At 60.7% G+C, this 13,559-nt stretch carries 10 protein-coding genes; 5 read left to right on the top strand and 5 right to left on the bottom strand.

What is annotated here, in order from left to right; translation table 11 throughout:
- Window positions 1–205: 205 nt before the first annotated feature.
- On the top strand, window positions 206–5,065 hold the full coding sequence (locus tag NAV32_RS10235; protein WP_256052688.1) for an NAD-glutamate dehydrogenase: 4,860 nt from the start codon (window positions 206–208) through the stop codon (window positions 5,063–5,065).
- A 125-nt stretch (window positions 5,066–5,190) separates the two neighbouring features.
- On the opposite strand, the gene NAV32_RS10230 is transcribed toward NAV32_RS10235, so the two are convergent.
- Window positions 5,191–6,111 carry a DUF6685 family protein gene (locus NAV32_RS10230; protein ID WP_256052687.1) on the bottom strand — a complete coding sequence of 307 codons (921 nt, stop codon included), beginning with the start codon at window positions 6,109–6,111 and terminating at the stop codon, window positions 5,191–5,193.
- 165 nt (window positions 6,112–6,276) lie between these two features.
- On the opposite strand from NAV32_RS10230, the gene NAV32_RS10225 reads away from it, so the two are divergent.
- Together NAV32_RS10225 and NAV32_RS10220 are read left to right on the top strand one after the other, a co-directional pair.
- Window positions 6,277–6,498 (top strand): DUF2835 domain-containing protein, encoded by a 222-nt coding sequence (locus tag NAV32_RS10225; protein WP_256052686.1) that lies wholly within the window; start codon window positions 6,277–6,279, stop codon window positions 6,496–6,498.
- 88 nt (window positions 6,499–6,586) lie between these two features.
- Window positions 6,587–7,627, top strand: coding sequence for a quinone-dependent dihydroorotate dehydrogenase (locus NAV32_RS10220; RefSeq protein ID WP_256052685.1), 1,041 nt, complete (start codon window positions 6,587–6,589; stop codon window positions 7,625–7,627).
- Between the two features lie 99 nt (window positions 7,628–7,726).
- On the opposite strand, the gene rmf is transcribed toward NAV32_RS10220, so the two are convergent.
- Window positions 7,727–7,942 (bottom strand): ribosome modulation factor, encoded by a 216-nt coding sequence (gene rmf, locus NAV32_RS10215; protein WP_037022861.1) that lies wholly within the window; start codon window positions 7,940–7,942, stop codon window positions 7,727–7,729.
- Between the two features lie 348 nt (window positions 7,943–8,290).
- Here rmf and rlmKL point away from each other — a divergent pair, with 348 nt between their 5' ends.
- A complete protein-coding gene (gene rlmKL / locus NAV32_RS10210) occupies window positions 8,291–10,480 on the top strand; it encodes a bifunctional 23S rRNA (guanine(2069)-N(7))-methyltransferase RlmK/23S rRNA (guanine(2445)-N(2))-methyltransferase RlmL (protein ID WP_256052684.1) in 2,190 nt (729 codons plus the stop codon).
- A gap of 13 nt (window positions 10,481–10,493) precedes the next feature.
- Here rlmKL and NAV32_RS10205 read toward each other — a convergent pair whose 3' ends face one another.
- A complete protein-coding gene (locus NAV32_RS10205; protein WP_256052683.1) occupies window positions 10,494–10,778 on the bottom strand; it encodes a metal-sensing transcriptional repressor in 285 nt (94 codons plus the stop codon).
- Window positions 10,779–10,966: 188 nt separating this feature from the next.
- Here NAV32_RS10205 and NAV32_RS10200 point away from each other — a divergent pair, with 188 nt between their 5' ends.
- Window positions 10,967–11,899, top strand: a complete 933-nt coding sequence (locus tag NAV32_RS10200) for a ZIP family metal transporter (RefSeq protein ID WP_256052682.1) — start codon at window positions 10,967–10,969, stop codon at window positions 11,897–11,899.
- 27 nt (window positions 11,900–11,926) lie between these two features.
- Here the strand turns inward: NAV32_RS10200 and NAV32_RS10195 are convergent, their stop codons facing one another.
- Window positions 11,927–12,655, bottom strand: a complete 729-nt coding sequence (locus NAV32_RS10195) for an OmpA family protein (protein WP_256052681.1) — start codon at window positions 12,653–12,655, stop codon at window positions 11,927–11,929.
- Window position 12,656: 1 nt separating this feature from the next.
- Window positions 12,657–13,466, bottom strand: coding sequence for a motility protein A (locus tag NAV32_RS10190; RefSeq protein WP_256052680.1), 810 nt, complete (start codon window positions 13,464–13,466; stop codon window positions 12,657–12,659).
- Window positions 13,467–13,559 lie beyond the last annotated feature (93 nt).

Below are 13,559 nucleotides of genomic sequence, written 5' to 3'. Positions count from 1 at the left end.
GGGCAGGGCGCGCGCCGGTCCAGACTTTAATTCATTGGCGGGTTTGAGGCTATGCGCGGCTCGGCAACTTGATTACATGACGCATGCTTTTTGTGACCGCGACGAAATGGGAGCAGACCCCGGCTGCGGGTTGAACTAAGGTGTTTCGTCACCAGTCATGTCCGCAAAAGGGCTTGTCGAATCCTGCCAGCAATGGAGCTAACCAATGGCGTTCTTTACCGCAGCCAGCAAAGCCGACTTCCAGCAACAACTGCAAGCGGCCCTGGCACAGCATGTCGATGAGCAGCTCCTGCCACAAGTAGGGCTGTTCGCCGAGCAGTTCTTTGGCATTGTCGCTCTGTCCGAGCTTGTCGAACGGCGCATGAGTGATCTGGTCGGCTCGACGCTGGCCAGTTGGCGCCTGCTGGAACGTTTCGATCCAGCGCATCCGCAGGTTCAGGTGTTCAACCCTGATTACGAGAAGCACGGCTGGCAGTCGACCCATAGCCTGGTCGAGGTGCTGCACCCGGACATGCCGTTTCTGGTCGATTCGGTACGCATGGAGCTGACGCGCCGCGGTTATGCCATCCATACCTTGCAAAACACTGTCCTGCAGGTTCGTCGCGATACCGATGGCAGCCTTCTGCAGCTGCTGCCCAAAGGCACCAGTGCCGATGACAGTCATGCAGAGTCGCTGATCTTCGTTGAAATAGATCGTTGCGCCAGCGTTGCGACCCTGCGTGAGTTGGAGCAGTCCCTGCACGCCGTGCTGGCCGATGTGCGCCTGACGGTAGGTGATTTTCCGGCGATGAAGGCCAAGGCCGAGGAGCATCACGGGCGCTTGAGCCGGCTGCAGGTGCAGGAGGGCAATGGACAGCTGGGCGAGATCATGGATTTCATTCGCTGGCTTGCAGATGACCATTTCACCTTCCTCGGCTACGAGGAATTCACGCTTGATGATCAGGGTGAAAGCGGGCGTCTTGTCTACGATGAATCATCGCTGCTGGGCCTGTCGCGGCATCTGCGTACCGGTGAGGATGAAGATTGCCTGTCCATGCCGGTAGCGCTGGCCTATCTGCGCGAGCCGCTGCTGCTGTCCTTCGCCAAGGCGGCGACCCCCAGCCGCGTGCATCGACCGGCCTATCCCGACTATGTGTCCATCCGCGAGATCGATGCGCAGGGCCGGGTCACCAGAGAGTGTCGCTTTCTCGGTCTGTTTACATCCTCGGTCTATACCCAGAGTGTGCGGCGCATTCCCTATATCCGCAGTAAGGTTGCACAAGTCGTTGAGCGCTCGCAGTTCGATGACTCGGCGCATCTGGTCAAGGAGCTCATCCAGGTACTCGAAGTATTGCCGCGCGATGAACTCTTCCAGATGACCCTCGACCAGCTCTTCGAGACCGCCATCGCCATTGTGCAGATTCAGGAGCGCAACAAGCTGAGGCTGTTCCTGCGTACCGACCCCTATGGTCGTTTCTGCTATTGCCTGGCCTATGTTCCGCGTGATGCCTATTCGACCGAAACGCGCCTGCGTATCCAGCAGGTGCTGATCGACCGGCTGGGGGCCAGTGGTTGTGAGTTTTCCACCTATTTCTCCGAATCGGTGCTGATCCGCGTGCAGTTCCTGTTGCGATTGGACCCGGAAAAGCCGCTGCAGATCGATCCGCTGCAACTGGAGAAGGAAGTGGTGCAGGCCTGCCGTACCTGGCAGGACGACTACTCCGGTCTGGTGGTGGAGCGCTTTGGCGAAGCCCGGGGAACCAGCATACTCAGTGGCTTTCCCAAGGGCTTTCCGGCGGGCTACCGCGAACGCTTCGACCCGCTTTCGGCGGTTGTTGACATGCAGTACGTGCTTGGCCTGAGCGATGAGCGCCCGCTGGCAATGAGTTTCTATCAGCCGATCACCACCGTCGAGAATCGCCTGCACTGCAAGCTCTATCACCTGGATACCCCGCTGCCTCTGTCGGACATGCTGCCGATTCTGGAAAACCTCGGTTTGCGTGTGCTGGGCGAGTTTCCCTTCCATCTGAAGGGCAAGGACGGTCGCCGATACTGGATTCACGATTTCGCCTTCACCTATGCCGAAGGCCTTGAAATCGACCTCATGGAGATCAACGAGTCGCTGCAGGACGCTTTCATTCATATTCACACTGGACAGGCGGAAAACGATGCCTTCAACCGTCTGGTGCTGACTGCCGGGCTGACCTGGCGTGAAGTGGCCCTGCTGCGTGCCTATGGTCGCTATCTGAAGCAGATCCGCATGGGCTTCGATCTGGGGTATATCGCCAGCGCACTGCTCAATCATGCCGATATCGCGCGCGAGCTGGTGCGGCTGTTCAAGACGCGTTTTTATCTGGCGCGCAAGCTGGGCGAAGAGGATCTGGCCGACAAGCAGGAGCGGTTGCAGCAGGCGATCCTCACCGCGCTGGATGGGGTTGCGGTACTCAACGAAGACCGCATTCTGCGCCGTTATCTGGCGCTGGTCCAAGCCACCCTGCGGACCAACTTCTATCAGGCCGATGCCAGCGGCAAGCCCAAGAGCTATTTCAGCTTCAAGTTCGACCCGCACCTGATCCCGGAGCTGCCGCGACCTGTGCCTAAATTCGAGATATTCGTCTACTCGCCGCGGGTCGAAGGCGTGCATCTGCGTGGCGGCAAGGTGGCGCGCGGCGGGCTGCGCTGGTCCGACCGTGAAGAGGACTATCGCACCGAAGTGCTGGGTCTGGTAAAGGCCCAGCAGGTGAAGAACGCGATCATCGTTCCCGGTGGCGCCAAGGGCGGTTTCGTGCCGCGCCGGTTACCCAGCGGTTCGCGCGACGAGGTGCTGGCCGAGGGAATCGCCTGCTATCGGATCTTTATCAGCGGTCTGCTGGATATCACTGACAATCTCAAGGACGGGCAGGTTGTGCCACCGGCCAACGTGCTGCGTTACGACGAGGATGATCCTTATCTGGTCGTCGCCGCTGACAAGGGCACCGCGACCTTCTCCGATACGGCCAACGGCATCGCCGCCGAGTACGACTTCTGGCTGGGCGATGCCTTTGCCTCAGGCGGCTCGGCCGGTTATGACCACAAGAAGATGGGCATCACCGCCAAGGGTGCCTGGGTTTCGGTTCAGCGGCACTTCCGCGAGCGCGGCATCGACGTTCAATCCGACAGTATCAGTGTGATTGGTATCGGTGACATGGCCGGGGACGTCTTCGGCAACGGCATGCTCAGGTCCGAAGCCCTGCAACTGGTGGCCGCATTCAACCATCTGCATATATTCATCGATCCTGAACCGGATGTTGCGCGCAGCTTTATCGAGCGTCAGCGTTTGTTCGATCTGCCGCGCTCTTCCTGGAGCGATTACGATGCCTCGCTGATTTCCGCCGGTGGTAGCGTCTTTTCACGTTCGGCCAAGCGTATCGACATCAGCCCGCAAATGAAGGCTCGCTTCGATATTGCCGCGGACCAGCTGACCCCCGCCGAGCTCATCCATGCCTTGCTCAAGGCGCCGGTGGACCTGCTCTGGAATGGTGGCATTGGCACCTATATCAAGAGTTCGGCGGAAAGCCATGCGGATGTCGGCGACAAGGCCAATGACGGCGTGCGGGTCAATGGCTGCGAGGTGCGCGCCAAAGTCATCGGCGAGGGTGGCAATCTGGGTGTCACCCAGCTCGGGCGTGTCGAGTACGGCCTGCATGGCGGCGCATCGAATACCGACTTCATCGACAATGCCGGCGGTGTGAACTGCTCCGACCATGAGGTCAATATCAAGATTCTGCTGAACGAAATCGTCAGCGCGGGAGACATGACCGGCAAGCAACGCAACCAGCTGCTGTTCCAGATGACCGATGCCGTCGCTGCGCTGGTACTGCACGACAACTACAAGCAGACCCAGGCCCTTTCCCAGGCCGAACGGCGTGCCCGCACGGGCGGCGGCGAGTATCGGCGTTTGATCGGTACGCTTGAGGCCGAAGGGTTGCTGGACCGCGCGCTGGAGTTCCTGCCAAGCGATGAAACGCTGGACGAGCGTGCGACCCAGGGCAAGGGGCTGACACGCGCGGAGCTGTCGGTACTGATTTCCTACAGCAAGATCGATCTGAAAGAAGCACTGCTGCAATCTCAGGTGCCGGATGATGCCTACCTGACGCGGGAGATGGAAAGCGCCTTTCCGCAAGTGCTGGCCGAAGAATATCGCGGCGCAATGCTGCAGCACCGGCTGAAGCGGGAAATCGTCAGCACCCAGATTGCCAACGACCTGATCAACAACATGGGCGTCACCTTCGTTCAGCGACTTCGCGAGGCTACCGGCCTGAGCGCGGCAAATATTGCCGGGGTCTACGTGATAGTGCGCGATATCTTCCATCTGCCGCACTGGTTCCGCCAGATCGAGGCGCTGGATTACAGGGTCCCGGCCGAGCTGCAGCTGCATCTCATGGAGGAGCTGATGCGGCTGGGTCGACGTGCTACGCGCTGGTTTCTGCGTAATCGTCGCAACGAACTTGATGCGGCGCGTGATGTAGGACATTTCGGCCCGCGAGTAGCAGCGCTCGGACTGAAACTCGATGCACTCCTTCAGGGCGGTACGCGCGAGCTGTGGCAGGCGCGCTATGAGCGTTATACCGAAGCGGGTGTTCCGGAACTGCTGGCGCGGATGGTCGCCGGTACACACCACCTGTACACGCTGTTGCCCATCCTTGAGGCTGCCGACGAAACTGGACGGCTGCCGACCGAGGTGGCCGCAGCCTATTTTGCAGTGGGCGGTGCGTTGGAGCTGCCCTGGTACCTGCAGCAATTGACTGCGCTGCCGGTTGAAAACAACTGGCAGGCGCTGGCGCGCGAGGGCTTCCGCGACGATCTGGACAACCAGCAGCGTGCGATCACCGTGTCGGTATTGCAGATGGATGGACCGGCAGATGATCCTGATTTGCTGGTGCAGGCGTGGCTGGAGCAGCGGCAGTATCAGGTCGAACGCTGGCGGCGCATGCTGGCCGAGTTGCGTGCCGGCAGCGTTGATTATGCGATGTACGCCGTAGCTGGACGCGAGCTGCAGGACCTTGCGCTGGAAAAGCCACAGCGCCAGCCTGAGGCGGACAGGTGAGCATGGTCTGCCAGGCAATCAAGCCACGAACCTAGTGGCTGAAGCCGCTCCCGCGAGCAGCGACTTGGCTTTCGTGGGAGCGGCTTGAGCTGTGAAGGATGTGAGCCCGTGTGTCGGCTACTGCTTCAAGCTTCCTGAGGCTGATGGCCGAGACGGAAACGGGTGATCTGCGGGAGGTTGCGCAAGTACCGCACCATGTCTGGTGCGCCGGCGTGTTTTAGCCCTTCGCCAAGCGCGTTGGCAGCACTGACGCGCTTGTCCAGCAGGAGTAGTTCGGAGTTGTTGGCATTGCGCAGCAGATGCAGGCGGGCATAAGGCACCTTGGCGTCAAGCAGCAATCCCATGAAGTCGCGATCACTCCAGGCTTGGGCGGGCATGGCAATGGCATGGTATTCGTCATCAAGCGCCTGCAAGCCGGCACTGTCGAGTCGGTAGTCGGTCAGTTCGCAAGGCAGCATCACTTCCAGACCTCTGAGCCGCGCATAGGCGATGGCACAGGCAAAGGCCTCGACGTGATATTCGCCTGCCCAGTAAATTCGTTCGCCAAGCCAGCTGGCCTGGCGCAGTTCTATCGGCGTCTGTTGTTCAAAACCGGGCAGGGCGGTGCCAAGGGTGCGCAGGAAATCCTTGTAGCTGATCACGCGCAGCTGGCGGCAGCCTGGCGTCGCCGCAAACGCCTCGAAGGTTGGGTAGCTATTGCCGTCTGGGCTCTGGCCACTGATACCGTCGATCTGGCACAGGTCCATAGACGGATAGGCAGTGACTTCCTTGCGCACCAGACGTGTCAGGGCGGCATGGGCCTTGGCTTTGTCTTCCTGGATCGGCCCGGAAAGTGCGCTACGGGGCAGATCGACGACCCTCTGCAGGCAAGGGCCGTCATGCCAGAAAATACTGGGGGCCGGTTCGCAAAGGGGTTCGAAGGGCAAACGGATCTGACTGGCGTGCTCAAGCGTCTGACGCGGTGGTTTTCCGGTCAGCCCAAGGCGCTGGGCGAATCTGGCAAGTCGGGAAATCACGGACGGCATCGACTCGGATTGGCTCATCATTCTGGATGGGCTCGCTGTACAGGGGGCAAAGTGTGCCAGAGCCTGCAAGAACCTGCACTGGCTTTGCGAAGACCCAGGTTGCAAGCGGGGCGCGCGACAGGTAGCAAGACACTGAGGACACAGCCTTGTGGCAATATCGTCGTACTGATCATTAAAGGAGCCTCCATGCCACGCCTCGTGCTGGATATCGCATTGCCTGCCGAGCGGTTGCTGGCAGTCTATCAGGGGCAGGCCAACCGCATTCTGGTAAGAAGCAGGGATGGGATACGTGTCAGTTTGCCAGCTCACCACTTGCGCCCGTTTACGACAACCGTCGGGGTATATGGTTCATTCGAAATGGAATTTTCAGAGGACGGCAAGCTGACTTGTCTGCGCAAACTCGATTGAATGGGGCGCTCATGGTGATTTGCACACCGCTGTAGCAGCGTCCTGCCTGCTATACTTTCGCGTCAACTTTCCCAGGATCTAGCTGCGTATGTACAACCTGGCTCGCCGGCTGCTATTCAAGTTAACCCCTGAAAATTCCCATGAGTTGTCGCTGGACCTTATCGGGGCGGGTGGCCGACTGGGGCTGAACGCCATGCTCAGCAAGGCACCGGCAAGCCTGCCCGTGCGGGTGATGGGGCTGGACTTTCCCAACCCCGTCGGTATGGCGGCAGGTCTGGACAAGAATGCCGAGGCGATCTGCGGCCTGTCACAGCTGGGCTTTGGCTTTGTCGAAGTAGGCACCGTGACGCCCAGACCGCAGCCTGGAAATCCCAAGCCGCGCATCTTTCGCCTGCCGGAAGCGGAGGCGATCATCAATCGCATGGGTTTCAACAACCATGGCGTCGATGCATTGCTGGAACGGGTTGATGCGGCGCGTTTCAAGGGCATTCTGGGTATCAACATCGGCAAGAATTTCGATACGCCGGTTGAGCGCGCCCAGGACGACTATCTGCTGTGCCTGGACAAGGTTTACCACCAGGCGAGCTATGTCACGGTGAATGTCAGTTCACCCAACACGCCGGGGCTGCGCAGCCTGCAATTCGGTGATTCGCTCAAGCAACTGCTCGATGCGCTTCGCCTGCGTCGAGAGGATCTGGAAGTGTTGCATGGCAAGCGCGTACCGCTTGCCATCAAGATAGCCCCTGACATGACCGACGAAGAAATCGTACTGGTGGCCGATACGGTTTTTCAGGCCGGGATGGACGCCATCATCGCCACCAATACCACCTTGGGTCGTGACGGCGTCGCCGGGCTGGCCCATGCCGATGAGGCCGGTGGGCTTTCCGGCGCGCCGGTTCGGGACAAGAGCACACATACCGTCAAGGTGCTGGCTGAAACCCTGGGGGGGCGCCTGCCGATCATCGCGGTTGGCGGTATCACCGAAGGGCGTCACGCGGCGGAAAAGATCGAGGCAGGGGCAAGCCTGGTGCAGCTTTACACAGGTTTTATCTACAAGGGCCCCGCATTGATACGCGAGTCGGTGGATGCCATCGCAGCCATTCGCTCGCGCAAGGATGGGAGTTTCTAGAAGGTATTCGATTACCCGGTGGGGCTCCCTTGGGGAGCCCCTGGGCTTCAGCCCGCCGCCCGGGTGGGGCGTGCCTGTTGAAGTCGGTGTGATCCTGTGTCAGCCGACCGCGTTGAGTTCGTTCAGTCGATGAAGACCGGCGGTGCCGGTCAGACCATCCCAGTTGTCGCCGCGACCCTCCCGCCAGCCGTTAATCCAGGCTTGGCGCACTTCGGGATGGTAGAAGGGGCACAGATCGCGAGATTTGCCGTGTATGCCATGCTGATAACCGCGTAGAAATGCTCGTTCCATCGGATCACGCTTGAGTCTTCTCATTGGGTATTGCCCTCAGTGGTTGACTGGTGTTCCTGTTGACCTCATGGCGAGGTCGGGCAGTTAGACTGCCATCGGATTCCGCTGCCGGCGTGGCGGAGTCCTTCCGGTAGCATTGCGCTGCCGGACTGAGTCGAGTTCTAACCCAATGCGTCCGAAGCTGGAATGATCGTTTTGTCATAAGGAAGTAACCGAACCCTGCTCTCTCCCATAAGGCGCGCCAACCGTGGATTACACGAGGCCGTCGGCGTGACACCTGCACCGATTTGAAAAGGGCAGGCCAATACACCGTTTGCCCCGGTCTGACAGGGCGAAGCGCACTGCCAAACCGAACACTTTTCTGGACATGCCATGACTGATCGCCACGAACTCATCCTCACTTGCCCCAAAGGCCTCGAAGGCCTGCTGCTCGACGAAGCCATCGGCCTTGGGCTCGAAGAGGCGCGCGAGCAGACTTCCGCCATTCGTGGCTTCGGCTCGATGGAAGTGGCGTATCGGCTGTGCCTCTGGTCGCGGCTGGCCAATCGTGTATTGCTGGTGATCGACCGCTTCGCCACTGAAAATGCTGAAACACTCTATGACGGTGTTTACCGGGTTGACTGGTCCGAGCATCTGGATGCAACCGGCACGCTGGCGGTTGAGTTCAGTGGTCATGGTTCGGGAATCGACAACACCCACTTTGGCGCACTCAAGGTCAAGGACGCCATCGTCGACCGGCTGCGTACGCCTGCCGGTGAGCGGCCAAGCGTCGACAAGCTGAACCCGGATCTGCGCGTGCATCTGCGCCTGGATCGCGGTCAGGCGGTGCTGTCGCTGGACCTGTCCGGGCATAGCCTGCACCAGCGCGGTTATCGCCTGCAGCAGGGCGCGGCGCCACTCAAGGAGAACCTGGCCGCCGCCGTGCTGATCCGTGCCGGCTGGCCACGCATTGCCGCAGCCGGTGGTGCGCTGACCGATCCCATGTGTGGCGTGGGTACCTTTCTGGTCGAAGGCGCCATGATGGCCGCCGATATTGCACCTAACCTGCGCCGCGAGCGCTGGGGCTTCAGCGCCTGGCTCGGGCATGTGCCGGCACTGTGGAACCGTCTGCATGACGAGGCGCAGGCACGGGCCGAGGCAGGCATGGCCCGGCAGCCGTTGTGGATACGCGGTTACGAAGCCGATCCACGGCTTATCCAGCCGGCCAAGAACAACATCGAGCGGGCCGGGCTGGCGAGCTGGATTCGCGTCTATCAGGGCGATGTGGCGACCTTTGAGCCACGCCCGGATCAGAACCAGAAAGGGCTGGTGATCTGTAATCCGCCCTATGGCGAGCGCCTCGGTGACGAAGCCAGCCTGGTCTATCTCTACCAAAACCTCGGTGAACGCCTGCGTCAGGCCTGTCTCGGTTGGGAGGCGGCAGTGCTGACGTCTGCTCCCGACCTGGGCAAGCGCATGGGCATTCGCAGCCACAAGCAATACGCCTTCTGGAACGGCGCCTTGCCCTGCAAGCTGTTGCTGATCAAGGTTGAGCTGGACCAGTTCGTCACCGGCCAGCGTTCGGCATCCTCTGTCGACAAGACTGACAATATCGTTCCGCAACCGGTGGCGGAACTGGCGCGTCTCAGTGAAGGCGGGCAGATGTTCGCCAATCGTCTGCAGAAGAACCTCCGCCAACTGGGCAAGTGGGCGCGCAAGGAAGGCATCCAGTGTTACCGCCTGTATGACGCCGACATGCCGGAATATGCTCTGGCCATCGACCTCTACGGGGACTGGGTGCATGTGCAGGAATACGCGCCGCCACGTTCGATTGACCCGCAGAAGGCCCAGGAGCGTCTGTTCGATGCGCTGGGAGCGATTCCCCAGGCGCTGGGCATTTCCCGCGAGCGGGTGGTGGTCAAGCGGCGCGAGCGTCAGAGCGGCACGCGCCAATACGAGCGCCAGGCCAGTCAGGGTGAATTTCTCGAGGTGAACGAGGGTGGCGTCAAGCTATTGGTGAATCTCACCGATTATCTGGATACGGGGCTGTTTCTCGATCACCGTCCGATGCGCCTGCGCATTCAACGTGAAGCCGCCGGTAAGCGCTTTCTCAATCTGTATTGCTACACGGCGACGGCAACCGTGCATGCGGCCAAGGGTGGTGCTCGCAGCACCACCAGTGTCGATCTGTCGAAAACCTATCTCGACTGGGCACGGCGCAACCTGGCGCTGAACGGTCTGTCGGATCGGCAGCGCCTGGAACAGGCGGATGTGATGGCATGGCTGGAGGAGGATCGTGGCGAATATGACCTGATCTTCATCGACCCGCCGACCTTCTCCAATTCCAAGCGGATGGAGGGCGTGTTCGATGTTCAGCGTGATCATGTGGCCTTGCTGGATCTGGCGATGGCGCGTCTGGCGCCAGGTGGAACGCTCTATTTTTCCAACAACTTCCGCAAGTTCGTGCTTGATCCGGGCATGGTCGAGCGTTACGCCGTAGAGGAAATCACCGGCGCCACGCTGGATGAGGATTTTCGTCGCAACAGCAAGATCCACCGTGCCTGGAAGCTCCAGGCGCGGTGATGTGGGGAAGTGCTCAGGTGTATTTGGTGAATATCTCGCGAACGCGCGTCAGGGCTTCGGTAGTGTCCTGCTCCTTGTCCTGCAGGGCTTCTTCGAGCAGACAGGTGAGCAGCAGTCGATAGGCCTTGTCCAGCGCGCTGCGTGAGGCGGAAAACTGCTGGGCAATCGACTCGCAATCTTCGCCACGCTTGATCATCGCCTGAATGCCGCGAATCTGGCCTTCGATGCGCGCCAGTCGCCGGAGCATTGCCTGTTGCTGATCCTGCATGTTGGCCGGGGCGGAAATATCGTCTTTCATTCGAGTCCTATGGATCGGCAGTTCTTCCCGGTGCATCCTACCGGTGAGTCTCTTCACTGGCTACAAGGTCGCAGGGCAGGTGCTGCGGGCCTGTTGAAAACCTTGCGAGGCGGTTAGGGTCCTAGCGTTGTCATGCGTTGCGATTACGGTTGCGGCGATGGCAACAGAACTCCGTGCAAGGGCGCAAAATGGCAACGACTACCCAAAATGCAACAGCATCGCTGCGTGCGGTATGGCTTGCCCATGCGCAGGCAAATCCCCTGGTTGCGCTGGGGCTTGGTGGCACGCTGCTGATCGTGCTGATGCTGCTTGCGGCCAGTGGTTACAGCGCCTTTGAAAACAGCGAACAGATCAATATCCGCTACGCGCTGCTCGGGGGCACCGCCGGCTTTGCGGCAACCTCGTTCGGTGCGTTGATGGCCATCGTGCTGCGCAATATTTCAGTGCGTATGCAGGACAGCATGCTCGGCTTCGCCGCCGGGATGATGCTCGCCGCCAGCTCCTTCTCACTGATTCTTCCGGGACTGGAGGCAGCGCGCGATCTGCTGGGCAGTGGACCCGCCGCGGCAGCGACCGTGGTAGCGGGCCTTGGGCTGGGCGTATTGCTGATGCTCGGGTTGGATTATTTCACGCCGCATGAGCATGAAAGCGCCGGGGCCTTCGGGCCGGAGCATCAGCGCATCAGTCGGGTCTGGCTGTTTGTCTTCGCGATCATCCTGCATAACATTCCCGAAGGCATGGCCATCGGCGTGGGCTTCGCCGAGGGTGACATGAATGTGGGCGTGCCGCTGGCCATGGCGATTGCGATCCAGGATATCCCTGAAGGGCTGGCCGTGGCGCTGGCGCTGCGAAGCATCGGGCTCCCCGCGTTGCGGGCGGTGCTGATTGCCGCTGCGTCGGGGCTAATGGAGCCGCTGGGTGCGCTGGTTGGTCTGGGGATATCCAGTGGCTTCGCCATCGCCTACCCGGTCAGCCTGGGGCTGGCTGCCGGCGCGATGATCTTCGTGGTGTCCCATGAGGTCATCCCGGAAACCCACCGCAATGGTCACCAGACCTCGGCAACCGTCGGCTTGATGGGCGGCTTTGCGGTCATGATGTTTCTGGATACCGCGCTGGGTTGATGCCGTATTCCCGCTTGCGGATCAGGGCTACTCCGCCTGGGTTTGCATGATCAGTTCGACGCGGCGATTGCTGGCGCGGCCCTGGTCAACGCTGTTGTCACCGAGCGGGCGAGTGTCTGCGTAGCCGGTGGCGCTCATGCGGGCGGCCTCGATGCCGGTCATTTGCAGATAGCGCACCACGCTGCTGGCACGGCTGGCCGAGAGTTCCCAGTTGGAAGGGAAGCGTTCGGTCTGGATGGGCAGGTTGTCGGTGTGGCCCTCGACTATGATCCGGTGCTTGCTCGCTGCCAGGGTCGGGATCAGCCGGTCGATCACGTCCAGACCGGCATTTTCCAGTTCGGCCTGGCCGGAGCCGAAGAGAATCTCACTGCTGATACGAAAGCTGATACTGCCCTCATTGATGATCACCTCGATGTCTTCACCCAGATCCATCGCCAGCTTCTCCTGCTCATCCGTGGCTGCCGGGGGTTCGGCCAGCGGATCGGCGATAATCGGAGCGATGGGCAGCGGCGAGTCTGAAATCTGCAGTGGATTACCGACCACGATCAGGGTGTCCGACGTGGAGTCGCTGTTCATAGCAGGCTGGCTGCTCTCGCCGTCGCCCTTGCCGGCCAGGGTGAGCATGATCACCATCATCACCAGCAGCAGGGTCAGCATGTCGAGATAGGTCAGCAGCCAGGCGTCCTGCTCCTCATCCTGACGTGGTTCGACATGCCATTTGGCGAAGCGACCGCCAGGTGCTGATTGCCCGTTCAACTCAGGCGTCCTGCGACTTGACGCGCGAGCTGCCATTACCGGCATCGCGAATGTCGTCGTCGTGATGAGCGATGAAGGATTTCAGCGTTTCGCGCATGTACGCCGGGCTGCGGCGGTTGCACATCATCGAGATACCCTGCATCACCAGGTTCATCAGGGCGACGCGTTGTTCCGTGCGGCGTTCGAGTTTAACTGCCACGGGCTTGAGCAACAGGTTGGCCAGGAGAATGCCGTAGAAGGTGGTCATCAGGGCCACGGCGAGGCTGCGACCGATCAGCTCCATGTCGCCGCTGCCGAGCATGAACATCAGGTTGATCAGCCCGACCAGGGTGCCGATCATGCCGAATGCCGGGGCATAGCTGGCCATGGCGCGGAACAGTTGCGCCTCGGCATTTTCCCGCGCGCGCAGGCGAGCGATACGCCACTGCAGCAGGTCGATGATGTCTTCTTCCGGGGTATTGTCGACCACCAGCTGCACGCCCGTGCGCAGGAAGGGGTTGCTGACCTTTTCCACCGCACGTTCGACCGCAGGCAGATCACCGCTTATCCACAGTCGGGATATCTGCACCAGTTCCTCAAGGTCCTGATGGGTATACAGACGCTCGTTGCGCATCACCGTCCAGATCAGCCCGAACACCCGCATGACTTCCCGCAACGGGTAGCTGATGAAGGTTGCAGCCAGGGTGCCGACCACCACGATGCCGATGCTGGGCAGGTCGATGAACAGTGACGGGTCTTCCGCAGCGAACAGCATCACCACGGCGAGCAGTCCGATGCTCGCGATAATGCCGATCAGGGTTGAGGGGTTCATCGTGACTCCGGACAGGCAGGGCAAGAAAGACGGCATGATAGCACCGCGCCACTTTACCCTGCAGCCTTGCTCCGGACCTTCTGGCGCAGTCCG

This window comes from Stutzerimonas stutzeri (genome assembly GCF_024448695.1).
Classification (GTDB): domain Bacteria; phylum Pseudomonadota; class Gammaproteobacteria; order Pseudomonadales; family Pseudomonadaceae; genus Stutzerimonas; species Stutzerimonas stutzeri_T.
This window is presented reverse-complemented; position numbering and strand designations above follow the sequence as displayed.